Genomic DNA, 17,624 nt, shown 5'->3' on the forward strand with positions numbered 1-17,624 from the left:
CTCCTCGAGTCGTCGTAGGTCTCATCAGCGCGTAGGCGAGGGCGTGGTGCGCTGCGTAGGTATCGGTGTAGGTAACGGTGTGGTGCGCGATGGTCGCGTAGTCGGTATGGGGCCGAGACTTCCGTCCGATAGACGGCAGCCGATCTTCGCGGTCAAGAGCGTGCGTCGGCTGGTACGGGCCTCGATGTAGCTGGTTCGGAGTTCCACGTAGGTGCCGTCGGCATTCCAGTAGTAGATTCCGCTTACTTCGGGGCCGTGGTAGGCGGAACGTGGTGCGTTGTAGTCCGGATTCTCGTCCAGCCCCGCGGCAATCAGCGCCGCTCGTGCCATTTCGACGAGCCGAGGCCAGTTCGCTCTGGAGATCACGGCGTCCGCGACGTAATTTTCGAACCGCCTGGCCAGACCCGTTGTGTGGGCGAACGCGTCGCTACACTCGCCGGTAGGCTTGTAATCCAACGGATTGCCGGACTGATCTTCGCGCCGCCATTGCACGGTCGGATCGATAGTCGTTGCCGCCGTGGTGATCTCATTGATGGCAACCTGGATCCGGCGGTCGGTCTCCTCGAACGACGGCAACGTGGCCAGCAGCGCCTCAGCCGACGCTTCGGCCTCCCGTGACGGCGGAGGGTACGGGTTGTACTCGCACGCCGTCATGCTCACGGTGGCCGCCACCATGCCGATGACCGCGCCACCAGTCCGGCGGCGATGCGATCGAATACCTTTCGATGTCGTTGTCATCGCCTCGGAACCGCATTGTGATCGGCGAGGCCCGCGACCACGGCTGCCACGTTGTAGCCCGTGATCCGCGGCACCGGAGAACCGTCAGGCGCCACGTTCTTCCCGGCCTGGGGGTACTCACTGTGTCCGGAGGCCCCTTCCAGCCATCGGCCGTCCGCGGTGAATCCGGCATGGGTGTCCAGTTGCCGGAAGTTGGGGTTGTGGGCCGGATCGGGGCCGAACGTCAGGTCCGTTTGAGTGTTGCCGGTCGGCAGTAGTACACGTGGCAGATCCTGGGCCAGGCTGATCCGGTCGTCGTCGGCCCGCATCACAAACGCATGTCCGGGATCGAGTCCCAGGTCGGCCGGGGTTCGGGCGGCGATACCTGGTGAGCCGTATACGACCATGTCGGTGACCGGGTGGCCGCCGGCCTGCTGCAGGGCCAAGCCGGTGGTCAAGGAACCGTAGGAGTGCCCGACAGCGGTGATGTGGGGCGGACTTTCGCCGTCATGCGCGGCTTCCAAGCCGTTGTAGAACCGGGATAGTGCGGCTGCGCCTTCTTCGGCACGTGCGGTGGTGCCGGTATCCCCGGCGCCTTCGATGCCCTCGAGACTCGGAAAGTTGCGGGGCTGCGGGGTGTCGTATCCGATCCAGCCAATTGTCGCAACGGTCTCGTTCTTGCCCTTGTCCCGCAGCTGGGACTCCGCCTCCTGCTGCAGATTGGCCGCTTCCTTCGTCATGCCCTCGATGGATTCACCGACTGTCGTGTTGACCCCCGGGGCGGTCACCGATACGTGGTCGGCCTTATCCGGATCACCGACCGCGACCGCTGCTCGTGTGCGTCGGCCGGCCGTGTCGAGCAGCATCAGCTTCGCATTGGCGGGTGCTTCGGGGCCGTTGACCGCCTTGTCGACCGCCTTGAGATCGTTGATCTGCGTCTGGACCTTCTTGTACTCGTCGCTGTTGGTGCCGTAGGTGGCGGCGACGGTTTGCTGATCGTTTTCGAGTTGCTCGAGAAGCCGCGGCAGCCTGACGCGGTTGGCTTGGTCACGTGCTTCGGCAGGAATACCGTCGCGGTTGCCGATGGTGTCGGGGTGGTTGGTGATGATGTCCTGTTGCTGCTGCGGGGTGAGCGAGTTCCACCAATGCCGGTTCAATTCGACCGACGCATTGGTCGGCGGCATCTCGACTGTGGGTTTCTCCCCACCCGGATAGGGGCGCTCTGCGACGGGCAGATTGCTGAACGCTTCCCGGATCGCGGACTCGGCATGCAGATCCGCGGATCGAAGATCATTCAGGGCCGTCTGTAACGCAGCGGTTCGCTGCTGGGCATCGCGTTGCAACGCCGAGATCGCGGCATTGAGACTGACCTGACTCTTGACGCTGCGAGCGAGGACATCCAGCAGCTGCTGAGAGATGGATACGGTGCCATCGTCTGCCACGCTGTACTTGTTCGACTCGGCATCGGTCACCTTGTCTACCACTGTCGTCCGGTGTGAGCCGATGTCGGAGGCGGCGCCGCGCGCCGCAGCGGCGCCCGCGATGAGCGCGTCGATGACCTTTGTTGTGCCGGTGTTGATCTCGGCGAACTTCGTACGCATGCTGTCGCCGGATGAGCTGGCCCAGTAGTCGTTGGACCCGTCGACGTTCGATGCGGCCGCGCCCATCTGACTGCGCAGATCCTGGGCGGCCAACTGCCATTCGTCGGCTTGACGACTGAAGGCATCCGGTTTCCAGCTCTTCGCTTGGGAGACCTTGATCAGCTTCAGTGGCGCCGGAGTCATCGAACCGCCTCGGTGACCAACTTGACCTCATCGGCGAAGCTCTCGTCGACGCCTGTGACAGCGGAGACGGCTTGGGTAGCGTTCACAGCCAGATCATGCAGCGCCTGAGAGGCGTTGCGGATGGCATCGCCCGCAATGACCGCGACGGTTCCGCACATGGCTGCTCCGACCGAATCGGGCAGCTCGGTCGCTACTTCCTGCTTCTTGCCCTCGACCCGAACGTTCACGCCGCTCGCCGCTTTCAGAAGCTCACCGGCTAACGCCCGAACCCGGTCCGGGTCGAAGTCGAATGTGCCGTTGACACCCATGAATTGCCCCCCAAGCCTGCGCCCCAACCAGAGTGTTGGGGATACCCTGTGCGCGACGGCGGGCGCCGCGTTGTAGCGATTCTGCCATATTCGGGCCGTGCGAACAGGGGTGGACATTGTGGCCGGGCACTTGAATCCTATTGAGCTACTTACCTTTGCGCTCAGTGAGCGGCGCACGACGGTGTCGGACCCGACCGGATCGGTGACGATAGAGATCACTGCCGACGGCGCGATCCAAGCGATTCGGTTGTCCGACAACGGCCGTCGGATGACTGCGGAGCACACAGCGGAGATGATCCGGCTGCTGCACGGCATGGCGCTGAGTCAGGCGCAGCAGGCCGTAGAGGCTGCGGTCGGGGGACTGGAGGGCACGCAGGGCACTGACGCGGGGCTTGCCGCCGCATCTGTTCCGGAACCGCCACTGACGGAGCCGGCGCTGCCGATCGGACAACAGCCAGCAACGCAGAATGCGGAGGAAGTGCCCCAACGACGGGAGCCGACGGCGCCGAAACCACTCGCCCATTCTGTTCCCGATGCGCATCAACCCAGGATGCCGGCTACATCGGCGCCACAGGAACTCGTTTCGGCATCGCGTTCCTCATACCCACAGGATCGCTCGACGTCTTCGACTGTGTCGCAAGATATTCCGGCGTACGAAGGTGGTCACGATTTCGAGGAGGAGGACGAGGACGAGTATTACCAACAGTTCTCGATCGTCCAAGAGGACGATCACCGACCTGGCCGCGGCAGCCGACAATGACAATAGGCATGTCTCGATATCGATCCCACCATGCCTCGTGACCCCATCGATATTGCAGCCAGGGCCCCGCTGAGACACGAGTCCATGGTCAGCGGCTTTGAATCCCGAGTGGCTTGTAGACGGTCGGGTGATGTTCAGGCGAGGTCGTAGGTATCACGTGCGATTCTGAATCGGTGGCCGTCGGGACGGGTATCCAGGCAGGTTATTCCGTCGGTTTCGCTGGTGCAGGTGTACAACCCCGCGGACTTGCTGTCGCCATAGGCGAGTATCGGTAATGCGGCGTCGATGAGTGTGTCAGGGACGCAACCGAATCCGATTGATGTCGGGGTGAGGACGATGCTGTGTCCGTAGCCGGCCTCAGGGCAGTCAGCCGGGTGGGCAAAATGTAGGTGAAGTCCTGTGTATCGCAGCGGGCTCCCGCCTGCGGCCCTTCGGGTGTGATCCGGCAGGCCAGATTCTTCGACGCTGACTGGAAGAGTGTCGGTGTCGGAACGCCCTCCTGGTCTCGCAGCATGAGGACGCCTGCTGCGGCAGATCTCGCGAGCAGAGTCAGCGCGATCGCACCGTTGTGCCGCCGCTTCTGTGTCGATTTCTGGTTCACAGGCGGGGGAGTCGGAGGTGGTAGGCGTTCGCGCCGGAATTGGGGTGGCACTGGCGGTGGGGTTGTGGGGTGGACGATGAAGTCGGTGCTGGCGTCGGTCTCGAGGACGGGAGGTGTTCGCGTCGGAACGGGTGGGACCGGCGGTGGGGCTGCGGAGTAGTCGGCGAGGCCGGTGGCGGTGGTGCTGCCGGTTGCGAAGGTGTGATGTATTCGCGTCTGAGTCGGAGTCGATATGCCGACGTGGATGGTGGGTACGTCGGCACTCAGCGCGGTAGCGGTCGGGTGATGGTCGGTGTGGGGAAATCGTGTGCGGCGGTGACGAAGTCGCGGCAGGCTTGCGGGGATTTGTTTCCCGAGGCGTCCTCCACGCCGCTGTTGACATCGACTCCGAACGGGTGAACCGCGGCGATCGCGGTGCCGACATTGTCGGCGTTCAAGCCGCCTGCCAGAACGACCGGGCAGCCGATCTCGGTGAGCGCTTCGACGATCTCGGCGCTGATCGACCAGTCATGTGTGAAGCCGGTGCCGCCGAGCCTATCTTCGGTGCGTGAATCCAATAGCACCGCATCGCAATCTGCGGTCGCCCTCGCGACGTCGACCGCATCGTGACCTGTCACATGAACGGCCCGCAGCACCTTACGGCCACGGGCCGCCGCGCGGACTTCGCGGACAGTCTCGGGTGAGACGAGGCCGTGAATCTGGATCGAGTCGACGCTGATCTCGTTCGCCAAATCAATGATCGAGGTCGCATCCTCGAGGTGGGTGACCAGTACCCGCGTGACGAACGGTGGGACCATCGCGGAGAGGTGCGCGGCTTCGGCGGCGCTCAGACTGTCCTCACTGAAATGTGTTATGCCGGAGATGAATCCGATGGCATCGGCACCCGCTGCAACCGCCAGTCGGAGATCGGTCTCCGACCGGATTCCGCAGATCTTCGCTCGGACTGTCACGACAGTGACGATACCGGCGTAGCGGTCTGCGGACGGTATTGCTGGGGCGCTGCGGGTGTAACGATCGAACTCGCCGATGGCGGTCCGGAGGTGGTCATGTGACCCCGGTGAGGAGAGCTGGGCGTCAGACATTTGCCGGGACGCGGTGGTGGGACAGGTGGGTGAGAATGGCCTGATTGGCCTCCCAGCCATCGGGAAACTTCACGGGGACGCCAAGGTGCACGGGTTCGGCGGAGGGGTGGGCGTCGAGGAGTTCGGGGATGCCGGCGCGGCCGACGAGGATGCAGGCGTGACGGTGACGGGAGGCGAGAACGCAGAGACGGCCCGCTTCGAGGTGGAAGGCGCTGGCGTCGCGGCGGCCGGAGAGGGGGTGCAGGACCAGGGTGACATCGTATTCGCGGCCTTGCAGGCGGTTGGCGGTGTCGACGGTGACCGTTTCGGCCGGGGTGCCGCGCAGCGCGGTGCGCACGGCTTCGGCCTGGTCGCGGTGGGCGGTGCCGACGGCGACGCGTTCGGCCGTCACCGGGCGGGAGCCTTGTTCGGAATGGGCGGTCGCCCCGCGTTCGAGTAGGCGGCAGGTGATCTCGGCGATTGCGCGGACGGCTTCACTGTCGGTGCGCAGGGTGTGGCGGGCGGGCAATTCGTACCAGCTCCAACCGTGTTCGGCCGCTTCGTCGAGCACGTCGTCGATCGGGCTGCGCAGCCCAGCGGCGGCGAATTCCATTCGGCGATCGTGGATTCCGGTACCTGCTCGAAATTCATTGAAGGGGTAGAACGCTTTCGAGATCACCGGCGCCGCCGTCGCGGACAGCCGCCAGGACACGGGCAGGCTGTGCACCGGGATGTCGTCGTTGTTCGCGAGCATCACGCTGACCGCGCTCGTCGTGGGGTCCCAGTCCAGGCCCGCCCAACGCCCGACCTCGACGGTCGCGAACGGATCGAGCTGACCTGGGTCACCGACGAACAGCCCGTGGTCGAAACGATTCGCGATGCGCAGCAACATATCCGACCGCATCTGATATGCCTCGTCGACGATCGCGTGCGGCCAGCGCCCGTCATCGATCGTCGCCCATTTGGCGGCGGTGCCGATGAGAATAGTGCTCTCGGCGAGCTCCGCGATTTTCTGGCCGACGGTCACGTTCGGCCGGTCGATGCGATCCGGCTTGAGATACCCGGTGCGGGAGAGCCTTCCGATACGCAGTGCGGCGTCGGCGGTGGCGAGGCGGTCGATGAGATCGTCGACCTGCTCGTTGGTCTGGGCGACGACGATGTGCTGCCCACCAGATGCGGCGAGCTGTCGCGCCGCACGCACCACGAGCGTGGATTTGCCCGCCCCCGGCGGCGAATCGACCACGACGGCGCGGTGCGAGCTGTCGGCAAGGTCGGTGAGGATGCCGTCGACGGCCGCGTCCGCTGTTCGCATCACAGTTCCTCGATGGGTTCGGATTCCGGCGTCCACTCCGGCGGCGGACCGCCGTGTGTCCACGGAGTGTCCTCGCGGGCAGGAAGCTTCGCGGGCGGCCCGCCACTCCCGATCTTGAAACCGGCGAAGCGGACGGTAGCGCCGAGGTCGGGGACCGACCCTGGACGGGCGACCTTTCCGGTGCCCATCCCGCCGGACAGCTCCAGCACGATGTAGTCGTGATCGCCCTCCACCGGCAACACCGTTCCCGTCTGGCTGGGATTGTCGACATTGCAGAACTCGTCGCCCTCCGCCGCTACGAGCGGATCGGCGGTGCGCACCTGTAGAATCGGTCGCAGGAGGGGACGGTTCTTCTCACTCATCACCACCCGGGCCGAATCGACACCGATCACGGTGCCCACGAAGGCAGTTCCGGCCAGCCGATGCTCGAGCATGATCCGATGATCGTCGAAAGCCCTTTCCGCCTCATACTTTTCGAGCGCCCGCTCGCGATCGAGCAACTTCCGCACGGCCGACACCGCCGAATCCCGCCGCGCTTGCGGCACACCTTCGGTCACCGATCCGGCGAAGTAGGAGAACGACCCGACGTCCTCGTTCCATCGCCGGGCGACTCGAGCACCGGCCGTGAGTTCACGCAGCAGCGCGAGCCCCTGCCACATGAGCTGCCAGGTCGGCTCGACCTGGGCGTGTAGAGCGCGCTCTATACGTCGTGCGGCAAGGGATTTCGCCTCGTCGTCCTCGGCCGTGTCGTAGGCGGCGATGAGCAGGGCGAGCTCTTCGTTGTCGAAGCCGGGGTCGGTGGCAGGACCGGCGGGCGGTACCGACAGCGGGTCTTCGGCCCGTGCGGCGGTCTCGGCGCCGGTGCTGCCGGGCGGGGGAGCGATCCACCCCAGCAGCGCCGCGAGGTTGGCATCCTCGAGGGCGGATTGGCCGGTAGCCCAGTGCGCCGAGAGCACCGAGGTGAGGGGAACCAGCGTGCTGGAGCCGGGATGTTCGGCGCGATCGCAGAACCAGGTGAGCCAACGGCCGAGCAGCGGGATCGATTCGGGGACAGGGTTGTCGCCCTCGGTTCGATGAAAACGCACCGAGCGGCCGAGTAGTTTCAGGAACCCCACCCCGCCCGAGTTCGGCACCCACAGCTGAGGTGCGTCGAGGCATCGCTCGTATGTTTCGCCCGACTTGGTGGTCAGCTCTTCGGTGTTCTCGGCGTAGGCCGCGAGGTAGGGGAGCACGATCTCGGCGAGTTCGGCGAGGAAACGCAGGCGCAGCACCCGGTCTCGTGGTTGCGGCACGGTCAGCAGTGTTGGTGCGGCGGGGTCGGTTCCCACCATGACTGCCAGCGGTGCGGCGGCCTCGCCTGCTAGCTTCAGCGGCACCAGTACCAGCGGATTGTCCGACAGGTGAGTGTGGCGGACGTCGGCGATCGGTTGGGCGCGGCCCACGCGCATGGCTTGCAGGCGGGCGAGGGCGGTCAGGGCACTCATGTCCGAGGCTCGCCGTCGCTCAGTGGCACGCGCGTTACACACCAGCGAGCGATGTACTCGCTCCGCTTCTTGATCGGTTCGCTCATGCTCGAACCTCGCCGGTGCTCGTCTCCGGCATGCGCGAAGTGCGCTGGCACATGATTCGCCGTTCGCTCATCCCGCGATCTCCAGCCGGAGCCGGTCGGCATCCCGCAGCATCCGGGTGATGTCGGCGAACTCGGGCCCGAGGTCGCGCGAACCGTCGGCGACGGCGAGCACAGTGTCGATGTCGTCGAGGCCGCCGAGGTCGTCGCAGACACCGCGGCCGAGTGCGTCCACCGAGCCGTTCGCCCGCGCAGCGTCGCGGCAGGCGAAAGCCAGCTCGCACGACGACATGCATTCCGGGGCGTAGCGCGCGGGGATATCGGCGATCGTCTTCGCCAGGTGCTCGCCGGGCGCGAAAGACGCACCCTCCGGCAGGGTCTCGATCAGCTCGCTGATGGCCGTAAGCCGTGACAGCTGGCGCGAGATGACCGCGATCTGCTTGCGCAGGTCGACCAGCTCGGCGGTGGGCCGGTTGGTGAAATTACTGGTGCAGACCAGAATCACATTGTGCGACACCAGATCAGGTGATTCGCCGATCTCGGTCATGAGTTCGCGCATCGCGATGACGTAGACGGCAGACTGCCGCGCCGCAGCAGCGACCTGCTCCGGATCGGCCTGCCCGTCGATCACAGGGAACGATTTGATCTCCACCACATGGAAGCGACCGCCTATCTGCAACGCGACCACGTCCGGCTCCAGATAGGCGGTGGCGCCCGCGATGTCGAGTCGCAGCATCGGATGGTCGAACAGCGTGCCCTCGCCGGAGCTGATCGCGTGCGCGAGCAGCTGCCGGGTCCGTTTGTAGCGCACGGCATTACCCGCGTTGTCACCGACCGAATTCAGGTCGTGATAGCTGGCCTCAGGAAGGGAGAGGTCCAGCTTGTCGCGCAACAGCGCGAGCAGCTCGGCGCAGCCGTTCTCCTTCACCATCGCCTCGAACGCATTACCGCGCGTGATCGCGAACTGCGACTGACCGAATCGAGGTGGAAAGCCCAACTCCCTGGCGATGGCGGCCTTGTCGGCCGCCGCCGCGTCCAGCAGTGCGCGCCGCGCGCAGCCGGGGTTCGCCGTCAACGCCGCGATGGTGCGGGCATTGTGGCGGCACGCCGGCGCTGCACCACGCAGCTCATCCAGCCGTGCCGAAAGTGCGTTCATCCCACCTCGTTTCGTCGTCTGCCAGCCACACCGAGCCGGACACCGAATAACCGGGAGGCCTCGTCGAGCTGCTGATCCGCGCGTCGCGCGGCCTCGGCGCGGCGGCGAGCGTCCTCCTCGCGGTGGACCGCGAGCTCTCTGGTGGCAGCGTCGATCACCGCGACAGGGTCGATGGTGTCCGGCGAACCCTGCACGCCGGGAATGGAAACCGAGAGCTTCCACAACACCCGCCGCGCACCGGGTCCTCTGTCGGGCTGAGCGGCGATGTGTTCGGCGAGCCGGATGGTCGCCGTGAGCAGATCTACGCGCGGACTGAGCGGCCCGATCATCCGCTGCGCCAACGGCCAGGTGCTCACCGCCATCAGCCCGCGCGCCGGAGCGAGGTGATCGGCTGTGAGGGCCGCGCAGAGGTAGTACGGGCGCATGTACGGCGAAGCGCGGAACGATCGCTCCTCGTCGCGGCGCAGGCTGGTCAGCCGGGCGGGAGCGATCGCGCCAGAAAAGAGCGATTCATGAACCGCCAGAACCAGTTTCGGCGACGCTGGCACGCCGATCAGTATGAGTGCGCGATGGACGTGCTCGCGGATCGGCATCGCGTCCGCTTCCGCCCGCTCCGCGGGCGCCTCCGCCTGCGGAGCTTCAACCCCGAGGACGGCCGAATCCCAAGCGTCCTCGGTCCGCCGCAACTCGGCCCGAAGTTGCCGGGCGCTCACGCGATCCCCGGCGATCACCGCGCGCCGCACCTCGGCACGCAGCTCGGCGATGCGCGCCTCCAGCTTCTCGGCGGCGTCGGTCATGGCGCGAGCGTATCCATATCTTCCAGGGAAATCCAGTAACTTCCAGCATTTGCCCGAGGGTGGCGGTCGGTGACCGTGGAAGGATGCCCGCACCGTACCCGCAGGGGCCGACAACTTGATTCCTATGGTGTGCTCGGAGATCGCCGTCGGGGTGAGTGGCGCACGTCGGGCGAGCACCCCCTTCGTTCCCTCGCAGCCGATGCCGATGCCGATGCCGATGCCGTCGCGGTCGAGGTCGTGCTCGTCGGGGCGGATGACCTGGACGCGGCCGGTGGGTAGGGCCCGCATCCCGCTCAGCGGTCACCAGGCGGCAACGCCGTGGGATCCTGACCTGCAGGCGGAAATGGAGCGGGTCGACCAAGCGGTCCACGAGGAGTCGGTCATAGACGACCTGCTGGGCGACCTGTGAAGCCACACCTCGGACGGAGGCTGGGCCGGTGGACCGGGTCCGCCTGCGAGATGGCCGCGTAGTTGGTCACCATGTGGTGGAATGGTGGGCGATTCGGGGTAGCCGACGCGAGGGGAAACATGGTGCGGGCGTGGACAGTTCGTGGCGGATGGGATGGTCGACGAGAGGACGCGGCGCTCGAGGACGGCGCGGCGATCGCCGGGTGGACCGAGGTTCGTCACGATCTTTCCACGCTGGCGAGTTTCGACGAGTTGCGTGAACTGCTGACGCGGTGCTACCCGGACGAGAGTCAACGCACCCGGGACAACTGGGCGCACCAGATCTGGCGCTTTCTGCACGATATCGCGGTGGGGGATTTCGTCGTGATGCCCCGCAAGCACCGGGACGTGGTAGCGATCGGGCGTGTCGTCGGCGACTACGCATATCGCGTCGACGCGCATGCCGGATACCGCCATGTGCGGCCCGTCGAGTGGCTGAATGTTGTGGAAAGAGCCGCGATCTCCGGTGACCTCCGTGACAGCATGGGCACCTTGCTGACCGTCAGCGAACTCAGCCGCCGTGACGCTGCCGAGCGTGTTCGGGCGCTCGCCGAAACCGGGATCGATCCAGGATATTCGGGGGCTATCGCACCACCCACCGACATCGACACACTGATCTCGGAGGTGGAAGCAGCTGGTTCGCGCCAGCTGTCGGTGCGAGATCTGCTCGGGCTGTGGGGTTTCGGCCGCCGCACCAGTGATGCACTCGAGGTCGTGACAGCGGCGCTGCACCACAACGATCTGGTTGTGCGTCCGGACTTCACGACCGTGCAGCTGGACAGCATCGTCACAGTATTGTCGGCTGATTCGGCCGATCCCGAGAACGACGAAGGTGCGTCAGCGGTCGACGGTAGCGATATTGCCGAGGCCGACAAGCACGACTTCACCTGGCGAGTCGGCAATGTCCGGCAACAGATGGCCGTGGTCGCCGTTGAGCGGACCGACTCGTTGCACAAGGCGATCGAGCTCATGGTGACGAAGCGGTTGTCGCAGTTGCCGATTGTCGATGAACATCACCGACTGGTCGGGGTCGTGACGTGGGAGAGCATTGCCCACAAATCGCTGACAGGCGGCGATATAGAGCTGTGGGGTGCAAGAGCAGCGCAGTATCCGTCTGCCGCACATGGCGAGCAGGAACTGTTCAGCCGTATGGATGACATCCGCAAATTCGGGTTCGTGGTGATCGTCGATTCCGAGAACGTCGTCACCGGGATCGTGACGGCCGCTGACCTCGCCGACGAACTCGAAGCGCGGGTCACGCCGTTCATGGTGCTCGAGGAGCTTGAACGTCGGTTACGGCAGGCAGTTCGAGACATGCCGCCGGAGCTGCTGCGTTCCGGCAGCAAAAAGAAGGTGGAGAAGGCTGAGGACCTGACGCTGGGGAACTACCCGTATCTGCTCGACCAGTCGGCGGCATGGAAGTGGCTCGGCTGGCCGTTCGAGCAACAGCGCATTGTCGAACGATTGCGCGATGTCGCCAAATACCGCAATGAGATCGCGCACTGGAACATTGATGCGCCCGAGGACGAACCACAGCAGCTCGCTCGTGCCCGTGAGCTGCTGGACCTGCTGAAGCTGGTAACACCGGGGATCGGCAAGGCCTGAGAATTCCCAGACGAGCGATGAGTGAGATCTACCGATGGCAGGGCAAACGGACCAAACGATTTTCACCGGGCCGCGGAGATCCGGGTAGCGCACAAGCCGCTCCTGGACCGATGGTGGATCGTATCGGCTTACGTCTAATCATGGTGATCTGCCCAGATATTCAAGGACTTACATATGACAAGCCAACCGGGCTCGACCAGCACCGACTTCGCCCTGGTCCCCGACGAGGTCACCGACGCCGGACGCTACCTTCAGCAGGTAGCCGAATCCCTTGTCAACGGACTCACCTCCCTCGACACCGACATCGCGACGCTGCTGTCCAATTGGCATGGCATATCTGCCGATTCGTTCAGCGCGGGCTGGACCGACACCAAGCAGGGCGCCGATACGATTCTGGACGCGCTGGCCGACATGGCCGAACTGCTCGGTGTCACGAGCAAGACCCTCGACGACCAGGACGGGGCACGAGCGGCGGCAACCTCCGCCCAGACCACGTCCCTGGACCTGCCGGAGCTGTGATGGTTGACAACGCAGAACCTTTCGCGTCGATCTCGACGAACTCGAACAGATCGTCACCCGTGTGTCCGGGTTCATCGGGTTCCTCAACGACAGCCTCGACGGCCTGCAGCAACGGGTTTCGGCCGTCCAGCAGAACTGGAACGGCGCCGCCGCCGACGCCCAAGCCGAGGCATTTCGTGAATGGCATGCCGGCGCCACCGATGTCGCCGATGGTATCGCCACTATGCGGCAGGCAGTTCAGGACGCTCACAGCAGATATAACGCCGCCATCGCGCGAACCTCTCGATGCTGGGCAGGCATAGCACCCGATGACGACCTTGGTAGTCGATCCCGCCGTGTACTCGCTGGCCGGGGCGTCGCTGCATTCCTATGCCACCGAGTATCAGCGATTGTACTCCACGCAGATCGCCGCCCTGAGCGACACCGCCAACATGGGCGGTAACGTCGGCGAATCCAAAGCGTGGGCTACCTCCTACGATTCGACAGTCATGACGGCGATGAGCATCACCGAGCTGCTCATCACCGCGATGGGCAACTACTCCAACATCCTGCGGGAGCTCGGCTACAACCATGCCTTGGCCGACTATGTCGCCGGCACCGGGCGGCCGGAACCGGCCAAACCGACCGAGCTCGCCCCGGCATGGGCTCCATGCCTGGTCCCACCACCTTCGGCCGGTGGCCCTGGCAGCGGCCTGTTCGACGACATCGGATTCGCAGTGTTGGCGCTCGAGCAATTCGGCGTTTCGATGCCCGACGGCGAACCGCGCGATCTGCAGACCGCCGCGGACACCTGGGACAAATTTGCCGCCGAGTCGGGTATCGGCAACCTGCCGACCTTGCTGGACCGGCTCGCGAAATCCTTCGAAAGCGAAACCGCGCCCGACGCAGCATATGTCGATGAGGACATTCGCGAACTGAAGAAGTCGGCCGAAGGCGTCCTCACCCTCTACAAGGACCTCGCCAAGTCCTGCCGCGAGCACCGTTCCGCGATCCTGGAGTTCCGGACACAGCTCGGCCAATTGCTGGTCGATCTCTCGAAGGACCTCGCCCAGGAAGTCGCCGAAACGGTCGTCCTCGGGCTCATCGCGGGCGCCTTGACAGCCGGATTCGGCACCGCCGCCATCGCTGCTGCCAGGGCGGGCAAGCTCGCGCTGAAGATGAAGACGTACGTCGACCGCGTTCCCGCCGCCAAACGCGCAGCCAAATTCGTCGAGAAAGTCGCCCAAACTGGCGATGATCTCGCCGCCAGACGCGCCGCAGTCCAGCGCATTGCCGACCTCCTCGCGCAACGTACAGCCGATATCGCCAAGGCCGCACGTGACAAGCTGAAGAGCTCTCTGGATTACGCGCTCGACAAGGAGGCGATGGGCCATGTCTTCGTACCGAAGCACAAGCTGGACAATCTCGTGAAGTCACTGGGCGGCGAAGAGGCGACGATGACCAAGATCATCGAGAGTGTTCAGGGCGTTCCCAACGGCGTATACAATGCCTCGAATCCTCTGGTGCGCACCATCAATGGTGAGACCGTTCATATTCGCGGCGCGATGATCGACGGTGTATTCAGAATCGGCACCGCCTACATTCCCTGACACAGCGACAGATCCGAGGAGATCGATGAGCAGCACGCCCATTCAGCCACGACCGCTGACCGACCTCGAATCCGATGTCGTCACCAAAATGCTGTCCGTCGGCGGTGCTGACGCTGACGAGTTCCGCACGCAGATCCCGTATTCACAGGTCGTCGCGACCTGGGGCGTCGGGTCGCCCAGCGTCGATTTGGCTGTGGGGCCGGGGGCAGCGCAGGCAGCCGGGTCCGCCGATGGGATCTTCGCCAATGGCGCGGTCACCGATCGCGACGGATCACCGATCGGCGAGATCATCCTGTGGGTCGAGAATGGGTGGCTCAGTGGCATCGAGTACGCCTGGTATACCGACGAGCGCCCTCGCGCCCTGCCGGAACCGGCCCAGATCGAGGTTCTCCGAACCAGTTGACGCCATCGATCACTGCGCATGAACGAGAGTGAGCCGACCTGGTCGGCTGGATCACTCGACAGCTGGAGAGAGTGATCGAGTCGCGCGACCGCCGTGCCCGGATGTCCGGCCTTGCGCCCGGAACCGCGTGTGGATCGAACCCTATTCCGGGTCCAGAACATGTCCAGCAACTGTGACCGCGCGGCTATGGGTGCGGGTAGATCCGGGTAGGCACGGTCGGTTGTGCCTTCGGAAGGTGGTCGGCGGCGGCGAGGGTGATGTTCACGAGGAGATCGAACGTCGGTCGTTGCTCGGCCCGCGGCTGCTCCAACCATTCGCGTACGGTATCGGCTGGGCCGGGCAGCATGATCAGCGCTCCGGCGACCGTGCGAATGGCCTGGCAGCGGAAGAGGTTTCCGAACATCCGCACAGGTCGTTAGTCGAGCGCACTCGCTCCGTGCGGGAGGAACGTTCGGTTCTTGGTCTTGGTGTTGATGATCACCGGTGTCGGGAGTTCACGGGCTCGGAGTTCGGCGTGGACGAGTTCGCCTAGCGGCTTGGGCATTTGGATGCCGTCGACCGAGCCCGTCCGCAACATGATGTGGTTGTGTCCGTCGACGTAAACATCGAGGCCGTGATCGCGTTGATAGCTCGCGGCCAGAGCTTCGTCTTCGGCGACCCGACCGACGCCTACCGGCCCGCCGCCGCACATCGTCGAAGCGATACGCAGGTGCAGAGGCGGGTGAGAACCCGTGTCCCCCGTCGGAGGCTCGCCACGTCCGGACGGACCGGACTGTCATCTCCCGAGCGCTGCAGGCTTGTACAGCAGCGGAAGTCGGTGACGCTCTGCTATTCGCCGTGGTGGAACTGCACCGCCTCGGAAAACACGGAGGCGGCACCATCGAGATCAGCCAGGCGCGCGGAGACGGTTGCCGCAGCGAGGTTCTCCGGGAGGACATCGGAGAACTTGAGTCCATTAACAGCGCGCTTGTCGGCGAGAGGCAGAACCCAGCGGGAGTTTTCCTCCGCTCGGGAGTGGGCCGAGCGCCACATATCCCGTGTCGCCTCGGGCCGCAATCGAAGCGAGAAGTCGGACAGACGTTGTGTCAGGTCAACGATTTCGACCAGTGTTGCGGCGAGGGTCGCGTTGGCACGATAGCCCGCCCAGGTCCACCAGCGAAGCGCGTCGCCCTGGCGGACAATGATGGTCGACCCAGGCGTGCCGACCTCGACCTTCAATCCTCCTCGCTGCTCGGCGAGTTGCACGGTGGCCCGCCCCGTCAGCGACACCGGCGGGTCCGTGCCGAGCAACACCTCCCGGATGGCCCGGGTGAGCTCGAATGACATTCCACGCACGCCGAAACTGGACCACTTGGCGACCCCACCACCCTCCGCGGGTTCCACGAAGACCCGCTTGCGGTTCCAATCGATATACGTCACGCGCCAGCTTCGGCCGGCGAGTAGCAGCAGACGGGGACCTGGTCGGTCGTCGGCGAGGACGGAGGTGTCGGCATGCCCGATCTCTTGACGTCCGGCCAGCACCGTGAACTGGGGTGGCGCGGTGAATGCAGCGGTCAATTCGAGGAAATGGTGTCGGCCGAAACGCTTCTCGGCTTCCGGGCCGATGTGCAGCAGTCCGCCGTCGTCATCGAGGTACCCGGCATCGATCAAATGGCGCAGGATTGGTGCGGCGGAAGAATCGAAGGGCGCCAAACCATTCCATTCCCGCGGCCACAACCGGTCACCCAAGGTGTGCTGCTGCAAGGTGACGGCCAGCAGCTGCTGTGCGACGAGATGGCGCGGCTCCGGTGGGGCTGTCACCGGCTCTACCCAGCCGCGGCCCCACAACAGCAGTAGGCCGGCTGCCTGAATGAGCGCGTCCTCCGTAGTGGTCAGGAATAGGCAATTCCGGGTGCTACCGGACCGGCGTCCGGTACGTCCGATACGTTGCAGGAAGGACGCCACGGTAGAGGGGGCGTCGATCTGGATCACTCTGTCCAGGTCGCCGACATCGATGCCCAGCTCCAGTGTCGAGGTCGACACGATTACGCAGTCGCGCGCCTCGGCGAATGCCCGTTCGGCACGCGCGCGTTCGTCAGGCGACAGCGAGGCGTGGGACAGGAAGACGGTGACCTCTCGCGCCCGCAATGCCGCACCGAGCTGTTCGACCTGGCGGCGAGAGTCGCAGAACACCAGACGTTTCTGGCCTCGATGCAATGCCGCTATCACCTTGGCTGCATTGTCGAGGGAGCCGACGTAGTCCAACTCCACGTCACCGGGCGGTGGCGCGGCAACGGTACTGTGAGCCACTCGTTGGTCCGTTGGGAGGTCCGGGGCGACAACTCGACCGGGTCGTGAATCGGCGCCCGAACCTTGTAACCAGGTGAGCAACTCCCGTGGGTTTCCCACGGTGGCGGACAAACCGATCCGTTGGATGGGGCGGCCGGTAACTCGCTGCAGCCGCTCCAGTACCGCCAGCAGATGCCAGCCACGATCATCTCCGGCGAAGGCATGCACTTCGTCCACCACTACTGCGCGGATACTTCCGAGCAGGTCGTTGTGGTCGGTTTTCACCCCGATCAGCATGGCTTCCAAGGATTCCGGGGTGGTGAGCAGGATGTCGGGAGCCTCACGGCGGATGCGATTGCGTTGGGATTCGGTGGTATCGCCGTGCCAGAGTGCCGCCCGGCGGCCCAGCCATTGGGCGTACCCGTCGATGCGGCTGACGAGGTTGTTAAGCAGTGCCTTGAGCGGGCACAGGTACAGCACCGAAACTCCGGTCCACTCGTACTGGGCCATCGCCGACAGCAACGGAAAGCAGGCGGCCTCCGTCTTTCCGCCCGCGGTGGGCGCAAGCAGCACCGCATCGTCGCCGTCGAGTAATGGTGCGATCGCGGCCTTCTGCAGTGGCCGCAGATCGGGCCAGCCCAGTGTGTTGACGATGTGGTGCACCACGACGGGATCCAAGCGGTCCACCGGGTCGACGGCGGGCTTCATCGCGGATATCCGCGCGGCCTGC

The 17,624-nt window shown here is 65.0% G+C and carries 17 protein-coding genes and 1 pseudogene; 7 read left to right on the forward strand and 11 right to left on the reverse strand.

What is annotated here, in order from left to right:
- Nucleotides 1–24: 24 nt before the first annotated feature.
- Genes AB0H61_RS15325 through AB0H61_RS15335 form a run of 3 tightly spaced genes read right to left on the reverse strand, consistent with a single transcriptional unit; the run spans nt 25 to nt 2,809 of the window.
- Complete coding sequence (locus AB0H61_RS15325; RefSeq protein ID WP_357304096.1) at nt 25–738, reverse strand: LppA family lipoprotein; 714 nt, start codon at nt 736–738, stop codon at nt 25–27.
- Nucleotides 735–2,501 carry an alpha/beta hydrolase gene (locus AB0H61_RS15330; protein WP_357304100.1) on the reverse strand — a complete coding sequence of 589 codons (1,767 nt, stop codon included), beginning with the start codon at nt 2,499–2,501 and terminating at the stop codon, nt 735–737. The genes AB0H61_RS15325 and AB0H61_RS15330 overlap by 4 nt, the downstream gene beginning before the upstream one ends.
- Entirely contained in the window at nt 2,498–2,809 is a 312-nt protein-coding gene (locus tag AB0H61_RS15335) for a hypothetical protein (RefSeq protein WP_357304102.1), read from the reverse strand. Before AB0H61_RS15335 ends, AB0H61_RS15330 begins: the two co-directional genes overlap by 4 nt.
- A 97-nt stretch (nt 2,810–2,906) precedes the next feature.
- Between AB0H61_RS15335 and AB0H61_RS15340 the strand changes: the two genes are divergently transcribed.
- Nucleotides 2,907–3,569: a hypothetical protein gene (locus AB0H61_RS15340; protein WP_357304105.1), complete on the forward strand. Its 663-nt coding sequence runs from the start codon at nt 2,907–2,909 to the stop codon at nt 3,567–3,569.
- An 864-nt stretch (nt 3,570–4,433) separates the two neighbouring features.
- Here the strand turns inward: AB0H61_RS15340 and AB0H61_RS15345 are convergent.
- The 5 genes from AB0H61_RS15345 to AB0H61_RS15365 form a co-directional block, all read right to left on the reverse strand.
- Complete coding sequence (locus tag AB0H61_RS15345) at nt 4,434–5,120, reverse strand: phosphoribosylanthranilate isomerase (RefSeq protein WP_357304108.1); 687 nt, start codon at nt 5,118–5,120, stop codon at nt 4,434–4,436.
- A gap of 124 nt (nt 5,121–5,244) precedes the next feature.
- Complete coding sequence (locus AB0H61_RS15350; protein WP_357304111.1) at nt 5,245–6,543, reverse strand: AAA domain-containing protein; 1,299 nt, start codon at nt 6,541–6,543, stop codon at nt 5,245–5,247.
- A complete protein-coding gene (locus AB0H61_RS15355) occupies nt 6,543–8,027 on the reverse strand; it encodes a hypothetical protein (protein WP_357304114.1) in 1,485 nt (494 codons plus the stop codon). The genes AB0H61_RS15350 and AB0H61_RS15355 overlap by 1 nt, the downstream gene beginning before the upstream one ends.
- Nucleotides 8,028–8,180: 153 nt before the next feature.
- Complete coding sequence (locus AB0H61_RS15360; protein WP_357304116.1) at nt 8,181–9,266, reverse strand: hypothetical protein; 1,086 nt, start codon at nt 9,264–9,266, stop codon at nt 8,181–8,183.
- Nucleotides 9,263–10,351 carry a hypothetical protein gene (locus AB0H61_RS15365; protein WP_357304560.1) on the reverse strand — a complete coding sequence of 363 codons (1,089 nt, stop codon included), beginning with the start codon at nt 10,349–10,351 and terminating at the stop codon, nt 9,263–9,265. The genes AB0H61_RS15360 and AB0H61_RS15365 overlap by 4 nt, the downstream gene beginning before the upstream one ends.
- On the opposite strand from AB0H61_RS15365, the gene AB0H61_RS15370 reads away from it, so the two are divergent.
- The 6 genes and pseudogenes from AB0H61_RS15370 to AB0H61_RS15395 all read left to right on the forward strand — a co-directional run bounded on the left by AB0H61_RS15370 (nt 10,317) and on the right by AB0H61_RS15395 (nt 14,626).
- Nucleotides 10,317–10,472 (forward strand): DUF2399 domain-containing protein, encoded by a 156-nt coding sequence (locus AB0H61_RS15370; RefSeq protein ID WP_357304119.1) that lies wholly within the window; start codon nt 10,317–10,319, stop codon nt 10,470–10,472. The two genes, AB0H61_RS15365 and AB0H61_RS15370, sit on opposite strands and share 35 nt — an antisense overlap.
- 530 nt (nt 10,473–11,002) lie before the next feature.
- Nucleotides 11,003–12,115 carry a CBS domain-containing protein gene (locus tag AB0H61_RS15375; RefSeq protein ID WP_357304121.1) on the forward strand — a complete coding sequence of 371 codons (1,113 nt, stop codon included), beginning with the start codon at nt 11,003–11,005 and terminating at the stop codon, nt 12,113–12,115.
- Nucleotides 12,116–12,289: 174 nt separating this feature from the next.
- The gene (locus tag AB0H61_RS15380; RefSeq protein ID WP_357304124.1) at nt 12,290–12,634 is read left to right on the forward strand and encodes a WXG100 family type VII secretion target; all 345 of its coding nucleotides are present in this window, start codon (nt 12,290–12,292) and stop codon (nt 12,632–12,634) included.
- 31 nt (nt 12,635–12,665) lie between these two features.
- A pseudogene (locus AB0H61_RS15385) lies at nt 12,666–13,076 on the forward strand (WXG100 family type VII secretion target); the annotation flags it as partial.
- A complete protein-coding gene (locus AB0H61_RS15390; RefSeq protein ID WP_357304127.1) occupies nt 12,970–14,223 on the forward strand; it encodes a hypothetical protein in 1,254 nt (417 codons plus the stop codon). The pseudogene AB0H61_RS15385 and the gene AB0H61_RS15390, both read left to right, overlap by 107 nt.
- 25 nt (nt 14,224–14,248) lie before the next feature.
- A complete protein-coding gene (locus AB0H61_RS15395) occupies nt 14,249–14,626 on the forward strand; it encodes a hypothetical protein (protein ID WP_357304130.1) in 378 nt (125 codons plus the stop codon).
- A 184-nt stretch (nt 14,627–14,810) separates the two neighbouring features.
- Here AB0H61_RS15395 and AB0H61_RS15400 read toward each other — a convergent pair whose 3' ends face one another.
- The 3 genes from AB0H61_RS15400 to AB0H61_RS15410 form a co-directional block, all read right to left on the reverse strand.
- Complete coding sequence (locus AB0H61_RS15400) at nt 14,811–15,029, reverse strand: hypothetical protein (protein WP_357304133.1); 219 nt, start codon at nt 15,027–15,029, stop codon at nt 14,811–14,813.
- A gap of 12 nt (nt 15,030–15,041) precedes the next feature.
- Nucleotides 15,042–15,317 carry a hypothetical protein gene (locus AB0H61_RS15405; RefSeq protein ID WP_357304136.1) on the reverse strand — a complete coding sequence of 92 codons (276 nt, stop codon included), beginning with the start codon at nt 15,315–15,317 and terminating at the stop codon, nt 15,042–15,044.
- A gap of 137 nt (nt 15,318–15,454) precedes the next feature.
- Complete coding sequence (locus tag AB0H61_RS15410) at nt 15,455–17,602, reverse strand: DEAD/DEAH box helicase (RefSeq protein WP_357304139.1); 2,148 nt, start codon at nt 17,600–17,602, stop codon at nt 15,455–15,457.
- Nucleotides 17,603–17,624 lie beyond the last annotated feature (22 nt).

It is taken from the genome of Nocardia sp. NPDC050710 (assembly GCF_040654375.1).
Lineage (GTDB): Bacteria > Actinomycetota > Actinomycetes > Mycobacteriales > Mycobacteriaceae > Nocardia.